Source organism: Bradyrhizobium diversitatis (genome assembly GCF_016031635.1).
Classification (GTDB): domain Bacteria; phylum Pseudomonadota; class Alphaproteobacteria; order Rhizobiales; family Xanthobacteraceae; genus Bradyrhizobium; species Bradyrhizobium diversitatis.
In genome coordinates this window covers 93,008-113,892 of sequence record NZ_JACEGD010000040.1, presented here as the reverse complement: position 1 = coordinate 113,892, position 20,885 = coordinate 93,008, and the positions used below count along the sequence as shown (strand labels likewise).

Genomic DNA, 20,885 nt, shown 5'->3' with positions numbered 1-20,885 from the left:
TACTTCCAGCGGCAGAGACGGCAGGACATATGCGTGCATTCGCGGCGCGACTGTCGTGGCGCCGTCAGCTGGCCATTGGGGGCACGATCCTCCCGGAAACGCCGTTCCGGATGGCTTGCTCTACGGCTTCTGCTGGAATTCTTCCCTGGACACGTAGTTGAAATCCTCGACCAGGACGTCCTGGACCACTTCAGCCTGCATCCGTTCGTTGACGCGCTGCTTGATGGCCGTGGTCAGGATGGACAGGTCGTAACGGGCGAGCTTCCTGAAGTCGAGGCGCTCGTCGGCATAGATCCTGCGGAAGGCCTCGTCGACGACGAACGGCTCCGGCGGAACGTTCAGCTGGCGCATGGTCCGCCCCTCGACGGTGTAGACGAAGCGCGCGACGATGTAGCCCTGCACATTGCCGTTCTCGACCATGGGCACGCTCAGTGCCCGCGTCTTCTGATATTGCAGCCCGTCGAGATATTCGTCCTTCGCCGGCAGCAGGCTGCCGTTCTCCTTCCAATAGGCGACGGCATAGCTCGTGCCCGCGGTGAGGATGCATACCCAGAGCCCGGCCAGCACCAGTCTGATCATTTTCCGTCCTGCGCTGTGCGACCGGTATAGGTGCCGTCCGACTCGGCCTCCTTGATCGCCTTGACGATGATGCTCGCGACCTCACGCACCGCATCGTAGTGCATTTCCAGAATGGAACGATTCCGCTCGAGCTTCTCGCGCAGCCGCTGAATCTCCTCGGTGATCTCGACTTCGCCGCCGAGATGCATCCGCGCCCGCATCAGGCGGACGAATTCGAGCATGCTCCGGCTCTTCCGCGCGCTGAAATCGTCGAAATCGATCTTCCGACCCGTCGCGAGCGCGGCCGTCTCCTCCTCGACGATACTCGCGAGCCGGCGGATTGCGGCCAGCAGGCCGCGCACCTCGTCCGATCTCACCGCATCCGCGGCCTCGACCACCGCCTCGCCGCCCACGATCGGCAGCAGGACAGGCAGCAGCGCATCGCTTGCTGCTGCTTCCGTCGTCATCATTTCGCTGTCCGCGACCGCCTGGTCCATCGCCATGGCCGCCGCACCTTCTTGTGCCTGCATCGGAAATTCACCCCTCAACTTCTGTCACCCGTTCGCAGATCATGATCCAGCCTTCCCCGCCGCGTCCGGTCCGGCCGGATGTGCGGCGGCGAGCTGCTTGGCAATGCCAATGCCCTTGCCCTTTGCCAGCTGGTTGCCAAGCTGCTCTGCAAGCATCGACTTCCAGACGCCGCCAGCCGTGCCCTTGCCAAACACCTCCTCCGACTCCTTCGGCAACATCGTTTCGACGAAGGTCTGGAGGATGAACGCTTCGAACTTGCGATAAACATCGCCAGATCCCGGCGCCTTGATCACCTGCACCGGCGGACCGTTCACTGCACCCGGCTGCGATTCCGCAACCTTCGCGGATTGATCGGCGGCAGCCTTGCCGATCTCCGCGTCCATCGTGGCGGCGAAATCGGCATCGGCGGATTTCAACGTGTCGAGCTTCGCGGTCGCCGCGCGCTGCGTCACGGGATCGGCGGCTTCGAGGACATCGAGAACGAGGTCGGGTGTCGCGGTCACGATCATATCTTGTCCCGGTTGGCTGGCCGTGGCATCCAGGCGCGCACGGCAGGGCTTATTCCCGTCATCTCCTCGAGCGCACGCTTCTCCGCGTCACGGAGCTTGTCGGCGAGCGCGGCCTTCGCGACCTCCTCGAGCTGCTTCACGCGGCGGCTTTCCGCGCGGACATGGTCGAGCTGCTGCGCGGCCTGCGCCTGCACCGCGCGTGCGCCGACGCTCGTCCTGTTCAGGCGCCGCGCGATCGATTCGCTCGACGATCCCGCGGGCGGCCTGCCGTCGTTCAGGGCTCCGACCAGCCATTCCTGCTCGTCCTGCAGGCTGCGCTCCTGCTGCCGCAGTTGCGCGAGCTGCCATTCGGACAGCCGAAGCTGGAGCTTCACCAAGGAGACCAACCGGCCGAGCTTGTCCGAGCGCGACGTCATGACCGGATCACTCCGCCAGCCAGGACGAGACGCCGAGCATGAATTGCGTCAGCAGTTCGTCGCTGGTGAGGTAGAGCAGCAGGAAGCCGCCGAACAGCACGAACGGCACGGAGATGAAATAGACCGGGATCGCCGGCGTCAGCTTGTTGATCAGGCCGACCGCCAGGTTGACGATCACCGAATAGACGATGAAGGGACTGGTGATCCGCAGCGTCAGCACGAACGCTTCCGAGAGACGGCCGACGAGCAGCTCGAGCGCCATGCTGCCACCAAGCTTGCTGCCGGGCTGCCAGACGTCGTACGAGTTCATCAGCCCGCGCAGCACCTGCCAATGCTGGTCGGTCATGAAGAACAGCGTGGTGACGGCTGCCATGATCAGCGGCACCAGGGCCGGCGCCGGATCGGTGTCGGCGATCGGCGTGCCCGGGATGTTGCTGAGCCCGATCGCACTGGCCATCATGGTCGCCATGGTCTGGAGCGCGAGGAAGAACACGCGCCCGCCGAGCCCGATGACGCTGCCGACCACGAGCTCCGAACAGATCAGGAGCGCCAGCGTCAGCGGTGCCGCGTTGTCCGTGAGCGGCTTCAGGACCGCGATCAGGATCGGTGTCAGCGCAAACGTCGTGACCAGCGCGACGAACAAGCGCACCTGGGGCGGAACGTTGACGCTGGAATAGCCGGGCACCAGCATCAGGCAGGCGCCGATGCGGCAGAACACGATGAACGTCACCAGTACGCTGTCGGCGAGGCCGCTGATCACGATACGGCTCCGAGCGCCCTGATCTCGGCACTGCGCGCGACTTCGACATGCGACAGGATCGGCAGGGTCGGGAACACCCGCTCCAGGATCATCCGGACATAGGGACGGGCTTCAGGGGTCACCGCCAGCACCACGCTGGTGCCGTTCTCGGTGAACTTGCGGATCGCGGCGCTGGCTTCGGTCGCGAACTGCTCGATCAGGCGCGGGTCGGCGTCGAACTCGACGACGTCGCCCTTGGCATCGCGCTTCAGGCTCTGGTGGAACGCCAGGTCCCAGCGGTTGCCGAGACGGACCACGTTGAGCACGCCATTGTCGGAGAGGTCGCCGCAGATCTGCTGGGCAAGCCGCGTCCGCACGTGCTCTGCGACCTGCTCGGAGCGCCGCACATGGGGCGCGATCTCCGCGATCGCCTCGAGGATCAGGTGAAGATTGCGAATGGAGACTCGCTCGGCCAGCAGGATCTTGAGGATCGTCAGCAGGCCCGAATAGGAGATCTGCGAGGGGCAGAGATCCTCGACAAGGCGCTTGTATTCGGGATCGAGCCGGTCGAGCAGCCCGCGCATGTCCTTGTAGGACAGGAGCTGGGCGAGGTTCGCCCTGATCACTTCGCTCAAATGGGTGAGCAGCACCGACAGATTGTCGACCGGCTTGCAGCCCTGCCGCTTGACCTCGTCGGTGAAGGCTTCCGTCACCCACAGCGCCTTCATGCCGAAGGCAGGCTCGATCACCTCGTCACCCGGCACGTCGGGCTTGCCGTCCTTGTCGACCAGCACCAGCACCTCGCCGAGCCTGAGCTCGCCATGGGCAACGCGCGTGTCGTGGATCCGGATCTGGTAGCTCTTGGGATCGATCGACAGATTGTCGGTGAGCTTGATCTCGGGAATGACGAAGCCGTACTGCTTGGCAAACTTCTTGCGGATCTTGGCCACGCGGTGGGCAAGCTCGGTGCGCGAGCCCAAGAGATGGACCGAAAGGTGGCCGCCGAGCGCCAGCTCGATCTCGGCGGTCTTGAGCTGCTCCTTCACCGATTCCTTGGCCTCGGCCTGGGCGCGCTCGTCGGCCTTGGATGCCGCCTCCTTGCGCTCCCGCGCCGCCTGCCGCCTCGGCAGCGAATAGCCGACGAAGGCCATGACACCCCCAAGCAGCACGAACGGCGCCATCGGCAGTCCCGGCATCAGGGCGAGCACGAACATCATCAGCGCGGCAGCCGACACCGCGCGCGGATAGCCGCCGAGCTGCCGCAGCACCGCCTGCTCCGCCGAGCCTCTGGTGCCACCCTTGGAGACCAGGAGGCCCGCGGACAGCGAAACGATCAGCGCCGGCATCTGCGATACCAGACCGTCGCCGACGGAAAGCTTGGTGTAGACGTCGGCGGCGCGGGAGAGAGTCAATCCGTGATGGGTGACGCCGATGACGATGCCGCCAAAGATGTTGATCGCAGTAATGATGAGGCCGGCGATGGCGTCGCCGCGGACGAACTTCGAGGCGCCGTCCATGGCGCCGAAGAACGCGCTCTCCTCTTCGAGCTCGCGCCGACGGCGCTGGGCTTCCTTGTCGTCGATCAGGCCGGCGGACAGATCCGCGTCGATCGCCATCTGCTTGCCGGGAATGGCGTCCAGGGTGAAACGGGCGCCGACCTCGGCGATACGCGTCGCACCCTTGGTGATCACGACGAAATTCACCGTGACAAGGATCGCGAAAATGATCAGGCCGATGACGAAGTCGCCACCCATGACGAACTTCGAGAAGCCGGCAACGACATGACCTGCGGCCTGTTCGCCCTCCCCGCCCCGCGACAGGATCAGACGCGTCGTCGCGATGTTCAGCGCCAGGCGCAGGATCGTCGCGATCAGCAGCACGGTGGGGAAGGCCGAGAAGTCGAGCGGTCGCTGAATCCATAGCGCGACCATCAGAATCAGCGCCGACAGCGCGATCGAGAATGCGAGGCCGAGATCGATCAGGATCGGAGGAATCGGCAGGAACAGGATCGTGAGCATGGCCACGATGCCGGCCGCGAAGAAGGCGTCCGCTCCGAGGCGGCGCGGGCTGGGCAGGCTGGCAGCTAACGTATCGGCCATGGGTCACCGGCAGAAGGGTCCGGTTCGCAATCTGCCGCGCAAAGCTTACGCGAGGGTGGTGCCGGGGCTGTCCGGATCAGAAGCCGTGCTCGATCCGCGAATAGACCATCTCAGTGAAGGTCGACAGATGCGCGCCGATGAAGGAGCCCGAGACGGCAACGACGAGGAGAATGACGATGATCTTCGGAACGAAGGTCAGCGTCACCTCCTGGATCTGGGTCAGGGCCTGGATCAACGCGATGATGGTGCCGACCAGCATCGCGGCGCCGACCGCGGGCCCGGAGGCGACGATGATGGTCCAGATCGCGGCCTGGACGATATCGAGAGCGTCTCGCTCGTTCATGACTGGCTGATCGTGAGTCCGGGCCCGACGGCGACCTTCGTGCCGTCCGCGAGCGTCGCGATAGAGCCGTCGCTGTTGATGGAGACCGAAACGACCTTGCCGCTGAAACTGGCACCGGTCGAATCGGTGAAGCTGACCGTCTTCCCGATCAGCCCGTTGGCCTGCGACAGGGACTGCGAGGACAGCAGCGCGTCCAGCTTCGAATTCGTCTGCATCGCCTGCTCGACCGTCGAGAGCTGGGCGAACTGGCTCATATATTGCGAGGTATCCATCGGGTTGGTCGGATCCTGATTCTTCATCTCGGCGATGAGGAGCTGAAGAAACGTGTTGTAGTCGACGCTGTTGCTCGACGTCGGCGAGTTCGTGCTGTTCGAACTGGAGCCATTTCCGGTCGTGTCGGTTGCGCTGGTGACGTTCATCTGGCCTCTCCGCTGTCAGGCAGCCTCGAATGGGGAAACGGTGGCGGCGCCGGCCAGGATGGCCTGCTCCACCGGGAACAGGGCTCGAATCCGCTTGAGCGCTTCGAAGTAGCGGGTCGCGCTTACCAGCTCGTCGACGACACCAAGTCCGTCAAGCATCTCGCGGCTCTCGCACACGGCGCACAGGGCCGCGTGATGTTGCGCGTAGAGCGCCGCGGCATCGCGGACGTCGGTCGGATTCATCAGCATGAGCTGGACGATGAAATAGAGCTGCCGCAGCGCCGTGGTGGCGTCGGAAGCCTGCATGATCTGGCCTTCGAGCAGGAACATCACGTCGTTGACGAGCTCGACGGAGACCTTGCGGTCCACGCGAAGCACCGCGCCGTTGATGTAGATCCGCTCGCCCGCCCGCAAGGAGATCTTCATTAGAGCGCGTCTCTGATCAGGCGGTTGATCTCGATGAGCTGCACCACGTCGTTCGACCTCTGCTCGCGGAGACGGTCGGCTTCCTTGACGACCCATAGGCCGATCGAGATGATGTCGGCGCGCAGCTTGTCCGGCAGCCCGTTTTCCGGGTGCGCGAGATCTTCGATGAAGATCGTCCACAGCCGCCGCACATAGAGCAGGCTCTCGACCAGGTCCTCGATACTGAAGCGATCCTTCTGGATCCGCTCGAGCCGGTCGATTCCGAGAGTGAGCGCCTGTCGTTCGCGGCTTCGCGCCTCATAGCCACTTTCGTCAACGACCGCTTCATAGGCTTCAAACGTCATCAGGACCACTCTTCGCAGGAGACCGAACAACTCGACAAGGGTTACGAGGCTTCCAGGGGCAGCCTTGGCTCAGAGATAATTGATGAGGCTGATCTTCTGGAGCTGCGAGGTGAGCGCCAGGGCGGTCTGGATCTGGGTCTGCAGGGTGTTGACACGGACCGAGGCTTCGGTCGGGTCGACCTTCTCCATACCGACGATCTGATTGTTCAGAATGTCCTGCTGCGTCTTGAGCTTGGCGGTTGCGGTGGTGACCCGCTGCTGGACCGTGCCGACGCTGCCGCCGAGCACAGCGAGGTCGTTGATGGCGTTGCCGACAAGGCCGATGGCCTTGTCCACGACGACCTGGAACGTCTCCTGGCTCAGGTTCACATTCCCGAGATCGGCCATCATGGTGTAGGCCTCCGCGAGCTTGCGGAAGCCGGCCTCGTTGGCGCTGACGGACGTATCGGCGATCTCGGTCGTCGAGATGCGGCTTTGCATGGTCTGGTCCGTCGCCGATGACCAGTTGGTATTCCAGGCCGGGCTCGCGAACTCGGCATCGAACGTGGTGTCGAGGAAGGTCTGCATCTGGGCCGCGGTAATGGTGGCCACGGCGGCCGAGGATTGCGGGAAGCCGAACGCCGCGAGAAAATCCGCATCGACCTGGTTCTTGCTGGCCGAGCCCGCGGCGTACGGCGTGATCGGCGCGTTCTGCGTGTTGATGCCCGAGAACAGCGACGAGCCGTTATAGGAGACATTCAACGCGCCGATCAGGTCCTGGAGATTGGAGGCTGCAGGCGGCAGGATGACCCGCCCGCCGCCGTCGGTGCTGCGGGCCGCGATCAGATCCTTGAGGAAGTCGGTCGCGGTCTTGTTGAGCTGGGTGATGCGGTTCTGCGTCACGTCCAGGCGTCCCGCGACGAGCCCGTTGGTGTCGACGAGTTGATCGGCAAAGCTCCAGTCCGCCCGCAGCGTGAGGTCGCTTCCCGCCGTGGCGCCGAGTTCGAGGCCGACGTCGTAGAAGCGGCCGGTGGTTGCCTCCGTCGATGCCTTGCTCAGCGCAGCCTGGTTATTCGTGATCGAAGACCTCAAGGACGAGGACAGCATCAAGGTCGAGACGTAGTTCGCGCTCATCATGGCTTAGTTCCCCACGGCAGCCAGCAGGCTCTGCAGCATTTCATCGACGGTCGAAATGATCTTTGACGAGGCCGAGTAGGTTCGCTCGACCTGGAGCATCAACGCCATCTCGTCGTCCATGTTGACGCCGTTGACGTTCGACAACGCCGTGATGCTGCGGTTGAGCAGCGTGTTCTGGTACTCGGAGTTGTCGTTGGCGGTCTTGCGCTGGTTCTCGATCCAGCTCGTCGACGACGATGCGAAGTCGATCAGGTTGCCGCTCGGCTTGCCTTGCGTTGTTGGATCGAACGGTTGCGACGCATCCATGCCGTCGATGAGCTGCTGCAGCCGGGTCGAGTAGCCGCCGTTGCCCGCGGTGTTGTATTGGTAGGCGGGGTTTCCGCTGATCGCGCCGTCGCGCAGCAGGTTCGGGTTGCCGCCCAAGGCCGGATCGACCGATGCGGCGACCGAGATCGTGCCGGCGAGGCCCACCGAGACGGTGGCGCTCGCGGGCATGGCCGGCGCGCCGGGATAGGTGAACAGACCGGGGACGTCGGGCAGCGCCGCGGCGGTCTGATCGATTTCCCTGAAAGTGTTGATCAGGCCGCGCGCGATTTCGTCGAGCTGGCTCTGATAAGTGACGGCGTCCTGGTCACGCAGCTGGGCGAGACCCGCGAGCTTGCCCGACTTCAGCGGCATCACCGAATTGGCCCCGGTCACGGGGACGCCGTCGATGTAGACCGCATTGCCCGTGGTGCCGGCGGTGTAGGCATTCGTCGGCGCAAAGCTCACGGTCCGCGCCGTCTTGTCGAACAGCACGACACCGCTGTCGGCGTAGAGCGCAGCGTCGCCGTTGGGACGGATCGACATCGTGACGCCGACCTCCTGCGACAGCTGCGAGACGATGTTGTCGCGCTGGTCGAGGTAATCGGTGATGTCGTCGCCGGAGATCGTGCCCTTCACGATCGCGGTATTCACCGTCTCGAACTGGGAGAGCAGCTGGTTGATGTTCTGGACCGACGTCCTCATGTCGGCATCGGCGCCCTCGCGGACCGACTGCACGGTCCGGGTCGCCTGGTTCAGCGCGGTGGCCATGTCCTTGGCGGACGCGACCGCCGCCTGCGCCAGCGTGGTGTTGTCCGGGGCGTTGGCATATTTCTGCAGCGCCTGCTTCAGCGCATTGAGCTGCGCCGTCGGCGATTGATCCAGCTCGGGATCATCCACGGTCGATGCCGCAATCTTCTGGAGACCGTCATAGATCACGCTTTGCTTGGCGGACGCCGAGGTCGCGGTCAGGACGTTGGTGAACAGGCCGCCGCTCGCGGCGCGCTGGATCGCCGCGACGTAGACGCCGGCACCTGGCAGATTGTCCAGCACGGCGATCTTGCGCGAATAGCCGGCAGCGCTGGCACCGGCGATGTTGCGCGAGATCGTCGACGACTGAATGCCCGACGCCATGAGCGAAGCGCGAGCGGAGTCGAGAGCGGAGGTCAGGGACATGGGTTGCTCTTGCCCGGAATGGGCGCTGAAGAATTCAGCGCTTCAAGTTGACGACGACGTCGAGCAGGTCGGCACCGGTCTGGAACGATTTCGAGTTCGCAGTGAAGCCGCGCTGGGCCTCGATCATCCCGGTGAGTTCGTCCGCGAGGTCGACGTTGGAGGCTTCCAGGGCGCCGGACTGGATCGTGCCGAGCCCGCCGGTGCCGGCATTTCCCGCCTGCGCGTTGCCGGAATCCAGGTTGGTCGAATAGACGTTGCCCGGCTCGGGCGTCAGATTGTCGGGACTCGCGACGTCGGCAAGCATGATCGTGTAGAGCGTCAGCTGCTGCCCGTTCTTGAGAATCGCCGTCACGTGGCCCGCATCGTCGACGTCGACCTTGTCGATGGCCGAGGGAACGCTGCCATTGACGGTCGCCTTGAAGCTGAAGTCGGTTCCGACCTGCGTCATGTTCGACAGGTCCATGGTCAGCGCCGCACCGCCGGGGACGGTCACGGTGAGACCGGTCGGGCTCGCCGCGTCCAGCGCGCCCCTGCCGGCCGCCGTGGTGTCGAAGGTGAACGTGGTGGCGGCGCCGAGCGAGGTGCCCGTCGCGGAGTCATAGACCTGAATCTGCCAGGTATCCGAGCCGGCAGCCGTCGCCGTGTGGGACATATAGACGTCGAGCGTAACGGCCTGGCCGATATTGTTGTAGGCCACGATCGAGCTCTTCGATGAGTATGACGCCGGGCCGGGCGGACCGGCGATAACAGCCGCCTTCGGATCCAGATTTCCGGTCGTGAGCGTTGCCGCCGTCGACGGCACAGGCACCTGCGGAACCTGGGCAACGTTGACGATCTGCATGCCGGACAGGCTGTTCTGCGAGAAGTTGGTCACGAGACCGGGCTGCCCTAGAAGATAGTAGCCGGCCGCGTTGACCAGATTGCCCTGGGCGTCCGGCACGAACGAGCCGGCGCGCGTCAGATATTGCTGCGTGTTGTTGGCGTTCGAGACCACGAAGAAGCCGTTGCCCTGGACGGCGAGGTCCGTGGTCGACGTGGTGAACTGCGTGTGTCCCGCGTCGCTGATGGCGTAGCGGACCGTGGTCTCGACGGCGCCGGAATCGTAATTGCCGGAGCCGCTCTTCAGGATCAGCGAGGAGAACTCCGTGGAAGCCCGCTTGTAGCCGGTCGTGTTGACGTTGGCGATGTTGTCCGAGACCGTCGACAGCTTGTTGGACTGCGCAGACATACCGGAAACGCCGGTGCGCATAACACCATACAGGCTCATGAATTGGGCTCCTTTGGTAGGTTGCAGCTACAATGGGGGGTCTTGCTTGCGCGGGGCTGATGATTGGAAGCGATGCACAACTTCATGTTGTCATGTCGTTTTCGGTTGGCAGAACGAGCGCGCCTTGTCGGTCCACGCGCCGAACCCGCTCGAGACGAGATGAGCGACGATGTGACAGACGTAGCGCTTCTGCGCCGGCTGGTTGTTGGGACCGGCATTGTAGCGCGCGACCGCCATGGTCCAGCTGCCTTCGCGCTGCTTCAGCTCCTTGAGGAAGCGCGCGGCGTAGTCGACGTTCCTGGTGGGATCGAACATCGCCCGTACCGAAGCGAACTTCTCGCCGTGGTAATAATGGTTGATCTGCATGCAACCGAGGTCGATGAGCTTGATCCCCTTGCTGCGCATCGTCTCGAAATTCGCGATTGCGTCATCCATGTCCTTGGCGAACACGGTCTGGCCGTCGGCGCCGAGGGCGTAAGGATGCAGCGCGCCGCGCCGACCGGTCTCGGTGAGGCCGACGGCGTAGAGAATGCCGAGCGGAATCCCGTGCTGCCGAGCCGCGCGCGCCATCTCGCGTTCGCAGGGGCGCGCAATGTCGGCGGCCGCCTGGGCAGCGCTCGCACTAGAGATAAACAGGGCCGCGACGATGATGCGGCACCACGTCCTGATCATGACGCGTCTCCTGGTTGAACTGGCGCTCCTGCCGGGCCTGCTTCGCACCGCCGTCGGATTGTCCCGACGACGTGCCGGCGCCGCCGAACGTGCCTTGCGACTGCGACGAGGGCTGGTGCTGGCCCGAGAGCTGCGACTGCGATTGGCCGGAGCCGCTCTGGAATCCGTCCAGCGAGCCGTGCTGGACTGGCGCGACGTCGGCGACGTAGCCCGCCGACTGCATGAGATCGCGGATCTGGTCGCGCTGCTGGTCGAGCATCTGGCTCGTGTCCTTGCGCTCGGCCGCAAGCTGGACGGACACTTCGGTGCCGACGAGACGCAGGCGCACGGTGACGTTGCCGAGTGCCGGTGGTTCGAGATTGACGGTCAGGATCTTGAGCGGCTGATCCGGCGCATTGGTCTGGGAAGCCGCAAGGTCCGGCGCGGCCGACGCCGCCGGTGCCGAGGACTCCTTGAGCTCGGCGACGACTGCATTGGCGACCTGTTGCGGGGCGTTGAACTGCGCCGGCGGCAGATGGGTCTCCTGCTGGACCACGGTGACCTTGGTCGTCTCGGGCAGCGCGGCGCGTGCCGAGGCCTTGGCGGCGCGCTCGACATTGGCCGTGACCGCCTCGAAGCCCGCTGATGCGGGCATTGCACTCGAAGCCTCGATGCCTTGCGTCGGTGCCGATTGAGCCGCGCCCATCGCTTGCGAAACCGCAGCGTGCGAGCGCGCGGCGGTGGGAGCGACACCGGACGGGGCGGTGTCGACCGTCGCTACCTTCGCCGCGCCCGTGCCGGAAGCCTCGCGCTTCGTCGTGGAGGACCGCTCGTCGCGGGCGGGTCCGTCCTTGTCGGCGGACAGCAATTGCAGCTGCGTCTTCACGGCAGGCGCGGCAGCGATCTCCTGCCCGACCACCACGGCAATGCCCGATTGACCCTGGACGTCCGCTCCGGCGGCTTGATCCACCGGCCGTAGTTTCTCCGACGACCTGTCGGCCTTGTTGTCGGAGGAGGACTCCTCTGTGGCCTCTGGTTCCTGGGACACCGCGATGCGTTCGCGTACCGTCGCGTCCTTCGGCTTCTCCTGCTCGTTGGGGTGGACCAGACGCGTGCGCAGCGTTCCGGTCTTTGCGGTCGTGTCGCCGGCACCATCGCTCAGTGCCTGCTTCGCGAGATTCGAGACGGTGTGGAGCAGATCGTTGAACGACGAGTTTGCCTGCGGTCTGGTTCCGGCGCTCTTTGCGGATCGTGACGTCCCGCGCACGTTGAGGCTCTCGGCGAGACCCGAGAAGAGCTGTCCGGAGGTTCCACTGAGCTTGGTCATAGACGGCGGTCCCTGGTAAGGAGTTCGAGCTCGCCGAGCTGCTTCTGCGCGCGCGCGAGCGTCGCGATCGATGAGGACAGATCCAGCCGCGCCGGCGTTGCCGGAGGCTTGTCGGCGGCCGCAACGGATCCGCCTGCGAACGGCTTGCGGACGTCGAGCGCGAGCTGCACCGTGGCATTCAGAAGGGGGACGTCGCGCTCGGGCAGCTTCGACCGGTCGAGTGCCTTCAGCTCGGCGAGACCGCCGTCATATTCGTCGGTGAGCACCCGCGAGGCGCCGCGGAAGAAATGGGCGCGCTCGCGATCCGCCGAGGCGTCGGCGCTGAGCGCCAGCGCCCGCTCGCCGGCAAGCCGGGTCACGGCCAGCCGTCCGCGCACCATCGCGGCGCGCGCGATTACGAGGTACAGCTTGAGGCGGCTCGCACGATCGATCTGCTCCAACAGGGCTGTGATCCGCGCAAAGCGGCGCTCGTCGAGCGCCAGGCTCGACTGCGTCAGCCCTGCGGAGAATCGCTGCCAGAAATCGCCGGCATAGATCGAGTTGCGGTAATGGCGGATATAGGCCAGCGTCAGGAACTCGAACTTCTCGAAATCCTCCGCCTGACCCACCAGCAGGATCTCGCGCCGCAGCGCCGCCTCCTCGACGAGCGTGCCGGGCAACAGCAGGCGCGCATCGTCCAGACGCTCGATCGCGAGCGATGCCTCGGCGCGCGCGAACAGCGCGCCCTGGACCAGCGCGACCTGTCCGCCAAGGCCCGAGGGAATCGTCCGCGGCTTGACGTCCTTGAGCAACTCCCGCGCGTCGTCCTGACGACCCTCGACATAGGCGAGCGCACCATTGAACAGCCGCTCGTCGACGGTCATCCTGTCGCGCGGCAACTTGCGGACGACCTGCGGCGCACCGCCGCTGAGCAGGTAGATGACCACGGCCTGGCTGTTCTGCGGATTGCTCCACACGGCGGGATCGGCCGCGAGAAACTTCTCGCCGATCTGCCGGATCAGCGCGATGTGGCTGCTGTGCGCGGCGGTGTCGCCATTGGCGATGCCGTCCTGCACCGCCTGTAGCGCACGAACGAGCTCATAGGGCTCGCCGGACTGGGGCGCAGGCTGGGCAAATACGCTCGCCGCCGTGAACGGCAGCAGCAGCAAGGCGGCGCGGCGCAGCAGCCTGATCAAGGGCGTTTCTCCCGGATCAGGATCTCGATCCGGCGGTTCTGTGCGGCCGCCGGATCGTTCGGAAGCTTCGGCCGCCGGTCGGCGTAGCCTTCGATATGCTCGATCCGCCGCGCATCGACGCCGGAGCGAACCAGCATGTAGTAGGCCATTTGCGCACGAGCAGTCGACAGCCGCCAGTTGTCGTAGGTTTCCGAACGGTATGGCCGATTGTCGGTATGGCCGCGCACGATGATCGTGCCCTGGCGTTTCGTCAGCAGCGGCCCGATCTTGTCGATCACGCGGATCAGCTCGGGCCGCGGCTCGGCCGAGCCGACCGCGAACATGCCGAAGCTCGCATCGTCGGTCAGGCTGACCAGGAGACCTTCCTCGACCTGACGCACCTCGGCCGCCGGCCCCGCCCCCGTCTTGATGTCCGACAGCGCGTCCGCGATCGCGGACTGAAGCTGCTTGAGGGTCGGCTGCTGCGTTTGCGCCGCATCGCGCGGTTCGGACTCCTTTGCCGTGTCGTTGGGACGCGCCTGGAGGCCGGCATTGGCTTGAGCGCCAGGCTGGGCGCTGCCCTCGCGCGAGGATTGCGTGGGTGCGGGGCCCGGCGGCAGCAGGGGCGACAGGCTTGCGGACGGACTGTCCGCGTTCGGAGCCACGCTTCCGCCGGCCTCTTCCGCCTTGGCCCGGCGCGCCTGCGACTCGCCCGGGTTTGGTCCGGCTGCACCGTCGCGCGCGGAGGCATTCGGCTTGGGCTCACTCTCGATGAAACGATCTGCGTCCTTGGACGCCTGCGGCGCCAGCTTCCAATAGCCGGGATCGAAAGGATCGCGGTAGGCGTCGCCGCCCTTGAGGCCGTCCTCTTCGACGGACGTCAGAGCGCCGGCACGTCGCTGCCCCGTGGACTGGTTCGCGCTGTTGGCGATCTCCGCGAGCGTCGCATAGGGATCGCGGAACAGGACCTTCTCCTCGTAGGAGGCCGGCTTCTCGGCCGTCGGAGAGTCACCGCGACGTTCTTCGTTCGGTCCGGCCGGCTGCCGCTTGCCGTCCTGGCCTTCGAGCGAGGACGGCTCCTTCTTGGAGAGATCCTTGAGACCCTTTGGAGCAGGTGCGTTCTCCGCGAGCTTGATCGGGTTGAAGTAACTCGCGACCACCTGCTTCTGGTCCTGGTTGAGCGCATTGAGCAGCCACATGACCAGGAAGAACGCCATCATCGCGGTCATGAAGTCCGCATAGGCGATCTTCCAGACGCCGCCGTGATGCGCCTCCTCGGCGAAGGCGCTGCGCCGGCGGACGATCACGATCTCATGCTTGACCTCTTCCATGGCGGACTACCGGCGCGCTTCCTTGAGGCGTTCACTCCAGGCGGAGATCTGTGTCTCGATCACGGTCTGGTCGGCCACGACGCGGACCTCGAAGGTGTCGGCGGCCTCGTACGCGATGCCGGTTCGCCTGGACGCCTCGAGCTGCGTCTTCACGAGGTCGAGCAGTTCGCTCGGGCCGGTGACCTTGAAGACCGGCACCGGTGAACCGCCGGTCAGCACCGCAATCTGCTCGACCAGCGACCCGATGGCCTTGTCGCGCACCGCCTCGGTGAGGAACGGCAGCAATATCCGCGCAACGGAGCTTGCGATGTTGCTCTCGATCTCCCGGCAGGCCGCCTCGAAGCCGCCGACGATCGCGACCGCCTGCTGGTCGGACCATTTGGCCCGTTCCTCTCCGAGCCGGATCGCACTGCGGACGCGCTCCTCCGCCAACTTGGCGTCGCCCTCCGCGACGCCCGCGGCATGGCCTCGCCGATAGGCATCGTCCAGGAGGTTGGCGGGCGGAGCTTCCGTCGCGGGCGGCGGAGGCGGCGCCTGTAGCTGCGGTTGCGGCTGGGGCTGCGGTTGAGGTTGCGGCTCGCGCCGGGCTTCCTTCGACCGCGTCAGTACGTCCTGGATTTTCGGCGACGGAGGCGGCGACGACTTGACCCGGCCATTCGCGTCGAACTGCGTCAGGAGTTTTCCGATTGCCGCGTTCATGCCGCCTCCTCACGTCGCATCCAGTCTTTAAGGATCGCAGCCGCCTGCATCTGATCGAGCCGGACGATCTGCTCGAGCCGCTTCTGCGGCGTTCGCTGCATCTTGCCTTCGAGGTCTTCGACGAGGTTGAGCTCGGCCTCCTCGCTGTCGGGCAACGCAAGGGCCGCCGCAGCCTCGATCTGGGCGGCCTCAGCCGCCTCGGCCTGCTCCTGCTCCGCGCGATGGGTCAGAATGCCGTTGACCGCGGGCCGGAGTCCGAACCAGACCAGCATCGCAGCAACCGCCAGGATCGTCACTGCATTGATGACGCTGCCGAGCTGCTTGTTGATCATTTCGACGAAGCTGATCGGGGGCACCGGCGCCAGCTCACGCGATCCCTCGATGAAGTCGACAGCCGTCACCTGGATCTGGTCGCCGCGCGTCTTGTCCAGTCCGCCCGCCGTCGCCGCAAGCTGACTGATCTCTGCAAGCTTGCTGTCGACGATGGCCTGGTTGCTCTTGTCGCCGAGATCGGCGACCAGCCGCGCGCGGTTGACCAGGACGGCGATGAAGAGCTTCTTGACCGAATAGCCGTCGCTTACCGTCGTCGTGGTCTTGGACGAGACCTCGAAATTGGTGACGTCCTCGCGGCGGCTCTTGTCCTCGCTGGAGTTCTTGCCGCCGCCGGCATTCACCTGCTGGTCGGGAAGGTTCTGCTGCACCGTGGTCGGCGTCGAGCGGTCGGCGTTCTGCGACGATTCCTTCTCGCGTACGTTCCGGACCGAACGTTCGGCGCGGCTCTCGGGATCATAGACCGTCTCGTTGATCTGCCGCTTGTCGGTGGAGAGCTGCGGTGCAACGCTCACCTCGAAATTGTCGAGGCCGAGATAGGGCGTCAGCGCCTTGCGGATATTCTCCTGCACCATGCCGCCGACCGTCTTCTGAAGGCTGGCCATCTTGGTCGGCGCGGCGCTCGCCTCGTCCTCTTCGGCGAGCAGCATCGATCCGTCGGCGTCCAGCACCGTCACCTTGTCGCGGCTCATGCCGGGGATGGCGGCGGCGACGAGATGACGGATCGACTGCGCCGTGCGCGCCTCAATCGCGCCGTCGGTGCGCAGCACGACCGAGGCCGATGGCGGCTGCTGCGTCGCGCGGAACGAGCCGCGGACCGGCAGCACGATATGCACCCGCGCCGCCTTCACGCCCTTCATCAGTTGCACCGTGCGTGCAATCTCGCCCTCCAGTGCGCGGAGCTTGGTGACCTCCTGCATGAACGACGTCAGGCCGAGCGAGCCGATCTTGTCGAACAGCTCGTAACCGGAGTTGGCGCTGGTCGGCAGCCCCTTCTCGGCAAGCAGCATCCGCGCCTGCATGGTCTGGCTCGGGCGCACCGAGACCGCATCGCCGGCGGAATTGACGTCGAAGGTGATGTTCTGCTCGCGCAGCGCCGCGCCTATGCGTGTCACATCTTCGCGGCTGAGGCCGGTATAGAGCGTTTCGAACTCGGGGCGGCTGAGATAATAGGTACCGCCGACGACGGTGACGAGAACGGCAAAGCCGATCAGTCCCAAGGCCATCAGGCGTCGCGGCCCAAGCTCCAGCAGATTGTTGAGCAGTTGCTGTACCTGCGCACGACTGAGCATATGACCTCGTACCAATGCGAACGTACAGGACACTCAGCTGCCAACCTTGTCTGAAGGTTGCGCGATGCCGCGAATGTGTCAGTTCGCTGGCGAGGCGTTGCAATTTTGCAGGAAACCAGCACGACGCAATCGGTTCGGCGGCCGCAAGCCGGCGCTCGGGCGCATGGCAGCGCTATCGGCTGCGGCTTATTGCATGAAGTCTGGCGTCGGAAGGTCGATACCGGCGTGTCGTGTGCCGTCGCATCCGCCGATCATGGCGGGGACCGTGCTCCCTGAGGGAGCACGGTCGTTTTCGAGAGCGCCGCTTAGCCGCGGAACAGCGACAGGATGCTCTGGCTGTTCTGGTTGGCGATCGAGAGCGCCTGAACGCCGAGCTGCTGCTGGGTCTGCAGAGCCTGGAGACGGGTCGATTCCGCGTTCATGTCGGCGTCGACGAGCTGGCCGACACCGCGGTCAACGGAGTCCATCAGGGTCTTGACGAACTCCGAGTTGGTCGAGATGCGGTTCTTGACCGCGCCGAGATCGGCAGCGGCCGAGCTCACCGAGTTGATCGCCGCGGTGACCTGCGCGATATAGGTATCGAGCGTGGTCTGGTCGGCGGCCGAGTCGGTCAGCGCGGAGATGTTGATCGTGTCGACCGACGCACTGCCGGCCACGGTGTCCAGAATGCCGGTCTGCGTGGTCGAGTAGAGCGTGTAGTTGGCCGTCGTCACCGTGATGGAGCCGATGGTGGGCGTGCCGCCGACACGCGAATACGACGATACGAGATTGAAGCTCGTCGGAGTGGTACCGGTCGTCGTGCTCAGCCAGTTGATGCCGTTGAAGGTGGCCGAATTGGCCTTGAGCTTCATATCCTGCTGGATCTGGGTGATGTCGGCCTGGATCTTGGTGCGGTCGATACCCGCGGTCTTGGCTTCGACCAGCAGCGCCTGCAGCTTGGTCAGGCCGGATTCCTTGTCACCGATCACCGAGGTCAGAGCGGTATATTCGGTGTCCACGGTCGCGGCCGACAGACCGAGCGAGTCGGAGACGGCGGAGAGCGCGGCGTTGTCGGAGCGCATCGACGTCGCGATCGACCAGTAGGCGGCGTTGTCCGAAGCGGTGGCCACGCGCTGGCCGGTGGAGATCCGGTTCTGGGTGGTGGCGAGTTGCGCGCTGACAGACCGCAGGGTCTGGAGCGCGGTCATGGCGGAGGAGTTGGTGAGGAGACTAGAACCCATTTTGATGTCCCTTTGAAGATTGAATCGAGCTTGGGGGACATACCGGGCTTGCACCGGTACGACAGGGCGGCGTCATGCCTTTGGGCTTCCCGCAATCGCGGGTTCAAGGCCCAATCTGTCGTAGCGGCGAGGTTAGCGAGCGAAGCTTGTGCGAGGCTTGTGGCGCTGTGCTCCAGCGGCAACAGGGAGCGGAAATGACGCCGTGCGCGTGGCGTCACGCCCCAACGAAAGGGCCGCGCTTCGCGAGAAGCGCGGCCCTCCTTGGATGACTTCCGTCTTAGCGGAACAGCGACAGGATGCTCTGGCTGCTGTTGTTGGCGATCGAGAGCGCCTGCACGCCGAGCTGCTGCTGGACCTGCAGGGCGGCCAGGCGGGTCGATTCCGCGTTCATGTCGGCGTCGACGAGCTGGCCGACACCGCGGTCAACCGAGTCCATCAGCGACTTCACGAAGTTTGTGTTGGTCGAGATACGGTTCTTGACGGCACCGAGATTGGCAGCGGCCGAGGCCACCGAGTTGATCGCGGTCGTGACCTGCGCGATGTAGCCATCGAGCGTGGTCTGGTCGGCGGCCGAGTCGGTCAGCGCGGAGATGTTGATGGTGTCGACCGACGCACTGCCGGCTACGGTGTCCAGAATGCCGGTCTGCGTGGTCGAGTAGAGCGTGTAGTCGGCCGTCGTCACCGTGATCGAGCCGATGGTGGGCGTGCCGCCAACGCGCGAGTAGGACGACACCAGGCTGAAGCTCGTCGGTGTGGTACCAGTCGTGGTGCTCAGCCAGTTGATGCCGTTGAAGGTCGCCGAGTTGGCCTTCAGCTTCATGTCCTGCTGGATCTGGGTGATGTCCGCCTGGATCTTGGTGCGGTCGATACCGGCAGTCTTGGACTGGACCAGCAGCGCCTGGAGCTTGGTCAGACCCGAGTCCTTGTCGCCGATCACCGAGGTCAGAGCGGTATATTCGGTGTCGACGGTCGCGGCCGACAGGCCGAGCGAGTCGGAAACGGCGGAGAGCGCGGCGTTGTCGGCGCGCATCGACGTCGCAATCGACCAATAGGCGGCGTTGTCCGAAGCGGTGGCCACGCGCTGGCCGGTCGAGATCCGGTTCTGCGTGGTGGAGAGTTGCGAACTCACAGACCGCAGGGTCTGGAGTGCGGTCATGGCAGTCGAGTTCGTAAGCAGGCTTGACATTGCGAATGTCCCTTTTTTGTACGCGATACATTTTCACGAGGGGACATACCGGGCTTTCACCGGTACGGAGGGGCGGCATCATGCCTTTGGACTGATGTGGGTGGGGTCCAACCCGCCGTGCCGCATTGCTAGCACGCCGAATCTTGCCTCCAGATTAAGGTCGGATAGAATTTCGCTGTAAAATCATATGGTTAACATTACCCGGCGCTAACCATATCCCGCGCCTGTCGCTTAACCATATCCAGCCGGTCAGCGATCTCGGCTCTTACGAGAACGAGCGTACCAGTCCGGAGGCCAGCAGGTTCCAGCCGTCGATCAGCACGAAGAACAGCATCTTGAACGGCAGCGCGAGGATTGTCGGCGGCATCATCATCATGCCCATCGACATGGTCAGCGTCGCCACGATCATGTCGATCACCAGGAACGGCAGGATGATGAGGAATCCGATCTCGAACGAGCGCCTGAGCTCGGAGATCATGAAGGCCGGAATGATGACGCGCAGATCGACGCGCTTGTCGTCGAACTTCTTGCGGAAGCTTTCCGCGGCGAGCGCTTCGAAGGTCTGGAGATCCTTGTCGCGGACATGTGCCAGCATGAACTCGCGGAACGGATCGGTGATCTTCAGATAGGCTTGCTCTTCGGAGATCTCGTTCTTCATCAGCGGCTGGACGCCGGTCTCCCAGGCCCTGTCGAAGGTCGGTGCCATGACGTAGAAGGTCATGAACAACGCGAGACTGATCAGTACGAGGTTGGCAGGCGTGGTCTGCAGGCCGAGACCGGCGCGCAGGAACGACAACGCCACCGCAAATCGCGTGAAGCTCGTCACCATGATAAGCAGCCCCGGCGCCACCGACAGCACCGTGATCAGCGCCATCAGCTGGATGATGCGGCCGCTGGTCGAGCCGTTTCCCGGCGGCAACAGGGAATTCAGGTCCGGAATCTGGGCCAGCGCCACTTCGGGCAGCACGACCAGGGCCAATGCGAGCAGCAAGACTTTCACTCTCACTGGATCACCAGCGTCTCGATGATCAATTCGCGGACCTTGCCCGACGAGCGGATGTTGGCACGCTCGGTCAGGTCTTCACGCAGATGCTGGAGCCCGCGCGATCCCTCGAATTGCGCGACCGTCGCCGACCGCAGGTAGGTCACGATGTCCTCGCTGATGTGGGCGGCCAGAATGCCGGCATCCTCGTCGCTCATGCTATCGGTCACCATGGAGGCTTCGATGCGCGCCCAGTTGTTGGCCGGCGCGGCAAGATTGGTCACGATCGGAGACAGTTTCCTGAGCCGCGCGCTGCCGGCGTAGCTCGATGCGATCGGCGGCGGCGTGTCGCTCTTCTTCGCATCGGCAACGCGCTCGGCGGTCGCGATCAGATGCAGGCCGGCAACGGCGCCTGCGCCGACCGCGATCAGGGTCAGCACGACGATGGCGGCAATCAGGCGCATGGC

At 64.7% G+C, this 20,885-nt stretch carries 23 protein-coding genes; all 23 read right to left on the bottom strand.

The features are described from left to right. Positions 1-120: 120 nt before the first annotated feature. Positions 121-579 (bottom strand): hypothetical protein, encoded by a 459-nt coding sequence (locus H1B27_RS32735; RefSeq protein ID WP_061877116.1) that lies wholly within the window; start codon positions 577-579, stop codon positions 121-123. Then, positions 576-1,088 (bottom strand): flagellar biosynthesis protein FlgN, encoded by a 513-nt coding sequence (locus H1B27_RS32730; protein ID WP_156504731.1) that lies wholly within the window; start codon positions 1,086-1,088, stop codon positions 576-578. Before H1B27_RS32730 ends, H1B27_RS32735 begins: the two co-directional genes overlap by 4 nt. Before the next feature lie 39 nt (positions 1,089-1,127). Next, entirely contained in the window at positions 1,128-1,598 is a 471-nt protein-coding gene (locus H1B27_RS32725; protein ID WP_197968875.1) for a rod-binding protein, read from the bottom strand. Next, positions 1,595-2,014, bottom strand: coding sequence for a hypothetical protein (locus tag H1B27_RS32720; protein ID WP_197968874.1), 420 nt, complete (start codon positions 2,012-2,014; stop codon positions 1,595-1,597). Before H1B27_RS32720 ends, H1B27_RS32725 begins: the two co-directional genes overlap by 4 nt. A 7-nt stretch (positions 2,015-2,021) precedes the next feature. Continuing rightward, positions 2,022-2,774, bottom strand: coding sequence for a flagellar biosynthesis protein FliR (fliR, locus tag H1B27_RS32715; RefSeq protein ID WP_061877119.1), 753 nt, complete (start codon positions 2,772-2,774; stop codon positions 2,022-2,024). Next, entirely contained in the window at positions 2,771-4,852 is a 2,082-nt protein-coding gene (gene flhA, locus H1B27_RS32710) for a flagellar biosynthesis protein FlhA (RefSeq protein ID WP_061877120.1), read from the bottom strand. Before flhA ends, fliR begins: the two co-directional genes overlap by 4 nt. A 76-nt stretch (positions 4,853-4,928) precedes the next feature. Next, positions 4,929-5,195 carry a flagellar biosynthesis protein FliQ gene (fliQ, locus tag H1B27_RS32705; RefSeq protein WP_027556656.1) on the bottom strand — a complete coding sequence of 89 codons (267 nt, stop codon included), beginning with the start codon at positions 5,193-5,195 and terminating at the stop codon, positions 4,929-4,931. Beyond that, a complete protein-coding gene (gene flgD, locus H1B27_RS32700; protein ID WP_061877121.1) occupies positions 5,192-5,614 on the bottom strand; it encodes a flagellar hook assembly protein FlgD in 423 nt (140 codons plus the stop codon). Before flgD ends, fliQ begins: the two co-directional genes overlap by 4 nt. A gap of 15 nt (positions 5,615-5,629) precedes the next feature. After that, the gene (flbT, locus tag H1B27_RS32695; RefSeq protein ID WP_061877122.1) at positions 5,630-6,040 is read right to left on the bottom strand and encodes a flagellar biosynthesis repressor FlbT; all 411 of its coding nucleotides are present in this window, start codon (positions 6,038-6,040) and stop codon (positions 5,630-5,632) included. Next, on the bottom strand, positions 6,040-6,384 hold the full coding sequence (flaF, locus tag H1B27_RS32690; protein WP_061877123.1) for a flagellar biosynthesis regulator FlaF: 345 nt from the start codon (positions 6,382-6,384) through the stop codon (positions 6,040-6,042). Before flaF ends, flbT begins: the two co-directional genes overlap by 1 nt. Positions 6,385-6,453: 69 nt before the next feature. Beyond that, positions 6,454-7,500: a flagellar hook-associated family protein gene (locus H1B27_RS32685; RefSeq protein WP_197968873.1), complete on the bottom strand. Its 1,047-nt coding sequence runs from the start codon at positions 7,498-7,500 to the stop codon at positions 6,454-6,456. Positions 7,501-7,503: 3 nt separating this feature from the next. Next, a complete protein-coding gene (flgK, locus tag H1B27_RS32680) occupies positions 7,504-8,979 on the bottom strand; it encodes a flagellar hook-associated protein FlgK (protein ID WP_061877125.1) in 1,476 nt (491 codons plus the stop codon). A gap of 34 nt (positions 8,980-9,013) precedes the next feature. Beyond that, positions 9,014-10,246, bottom strand: coding sequence for a flagellar hook protein FlgE (locus H1B27_RS32675; protein WP_131869544.1), 1,233 nt, complete (start codon positions 10,244-10,246; stop codon positions 9,014-9,016). 90 nt (positions 10,247-10,336) lie between these two features. Next, complete coding sequence (locus tag H1B27_RS32670; RefSeq protein ID WP_197968872.1) at positions 10,337-10,918, bottom strand: transglycosylase SLT domain-containing protein; 582 nt, start codon at positions 10,916-10,918, stop codon at positions 10,337-10,339. Next, positions 10,869-12,224: a flagellar hook-length control protein FliK gene (fliK, locus tag H1B27_RS32665; RefSeq protein ID WP_197968871.1), complete on the bottom strand. Its 1,356-nt coding sequence runs from the start codon at positions 12,222-12,224 to the stop codon at positions 10,869-10,871. The genes H1B27_RS32670 and fliK overlap by 50 nt, the downstream gene beginning before the upstream one ends. After that, entirely contained in the window at positions 12,221-13,399 is a 1,179-nt protein-coding gene (locus H1B27_RS32660; protein ID WP_197968870.1) for a chemotaxis protein, read from the bottom strand. Before H1B27_RS32660 ends, fliK begins: the two co-directional genes overlap by 4 nt. After that, positions 13,396-14,709: a MotB family protein gene (locus tag H1B27_RS32655; RefSeq protein WP_061877130.1), complete on the bottom strand. Its 1,314-nt coding sequence runs from the start codon at positions 14,707-14,709 to the stop codon at positions 13,396-13,398. The genes H1B27_RS32660 and H1B27_RS32655 overlap by 4 nt, the downstream gene beginning before the upstream one ends. Positions 14,710-14,715: 6 nt before the next feature. Continuing rightward, entirely contained in the window at positions 14,716-15,408 is a 693-nt protein-coding gene (locus H1B27_RS32650) for a hypothetical protein (RefSeq protein ID WP_061877131.1), read from the bottom strand. Next, positions 15,405-17,030: a flagellar basal-body MS-ring/collar protein FliF gene (gene fliF, locus H1B27_RS32645; RefSeq protein ID WP_165935957.1), complete on the bottom strand. Its 1,626-nt coding sequence runs from the start codon at positions 17,028-17,030 to the stop codon at positions 15,405-15,407. Before fliF ends, H1B27_RS32650 begins: the two co-directional genes overlap by 4 nt. Positions 17,031-17,335: 305 nt before the next feature. Continuing rightward, positions 17,336-18,250 (bottom strand): flagellin N-terminal helical domain-containing protein, encoded by a 915-nt coding sequence (locus H1B27_RS32640; RefSeq protein WP_061877133.1) that lies wholly within the window; start codon positions 18,248-18,250, stop codon positions 17,336-17,338. A gap of 277 nt (positions 18,251-18,527) precedes the next feature. Beyond that, positions 18,528-19,436, bottom strand: a complete 909-nt coding sequence (locus tag H1B27_RS32635) for a flagellin N-terminal helical domain-containing protein (protein WP_061877134.1) — start codon at positions 19,434-19,436, stop codon at positions 18,528-18,530. 265 nt (positions 19,437-19,701) lie between these two features. Beyond that, the gene (gene fliP / locus H1B27_RS32630; RefSeq protein ID WP_197968869.1) at positions 19,702-20,442 is read right to left on the bottom strand and encodes a flagellar type III secretion system pore protein FliP; all 741 of its coding nucleotides are present in this window, start codon (positions 20,440-20,442) and stop codon (positions 19,702-19,704) included. Continuing rightward, positions 20,439-20,882 carry a flagellar basal body-associated FliL family protein gene (locus H1B27_RS32625; RefSeq protein ID WP_061877135.1) on the bottom strand — a complete coding sequence of 148 codons (444 nt, stop codon included), beginning with the start codon at positions 20,880-20,882 and terminating at the stop codon, positions 20,439-20,441. Before H1B27_RS32625 ends, fliP begins: the two co-directional genes overlap by 4 nt. Positions 20,883-20,885: the final 3 nt, after the last annotated feature.